At 54.9% G+C, this 479-nt stretch carries 1 protein-coding gene; it reads right to left on the bottom strand.

Features of this window, described 5'->3' with window-relative positions; translation table 11 throughout:
* The coding region (locus H6A60_RS12505) for an FAD-dependent oxidoreductase (protein ID WP_205105132.1) at positions 1-479 on the bottom strand (479 nt) is incomplete at both ends.

Here is a 479-nt window from a genome sequence, read left to right on the forward strand (position 1 = left end):
CGCCATCAGCATGCCGTCGCCCGTGTTGCCGATGCCACCCTCCGGCTCCGTTTTCATCATGAGCGGATTGAACTTTGCAAGAAGCTTCGGATTGCGCGTGAAGCCGCCGGTCGCGAGCAATACGCCCTTTTTGGCTTCAACGAAAATCGTCTTTCCATCCTTCGTTTTGGCCCGAACACCGGCAATACAGCCTTTCTCGGTGTTCCAAACCAGCCGCTCTGCGGGCGTATTGAAGAGGACAGGCACGCCGCATTTCTTAACGTGGTTGTAAAGCGTCTCTATAAGCTTCGACGGAACGAAATGATGTGCGCGCGGCACGCTCATCCCGGAAACGGCAGTGAGATTGTCCGGCTTGTAGCCCAATTCCTTCGTCACGAAATCGAATGCCACGCGGCCGGACTTGATCATCGCCTTGACGAGTTCCGGATCATTTTGATGCTTGCCGACTTCGAGCATTTCGTTGAGGAACTTCTCCTCGT

The sequence above is a fragment of the Sutterella massiliensis genome, from assembly GCF_016899755.1.
GTDB lineage: Bacteria > Pseudomonadota > Gammaproteobacteria > Burkholderiales > Burkholderiaceae_F > Sutterella > Sutterella massiliensis.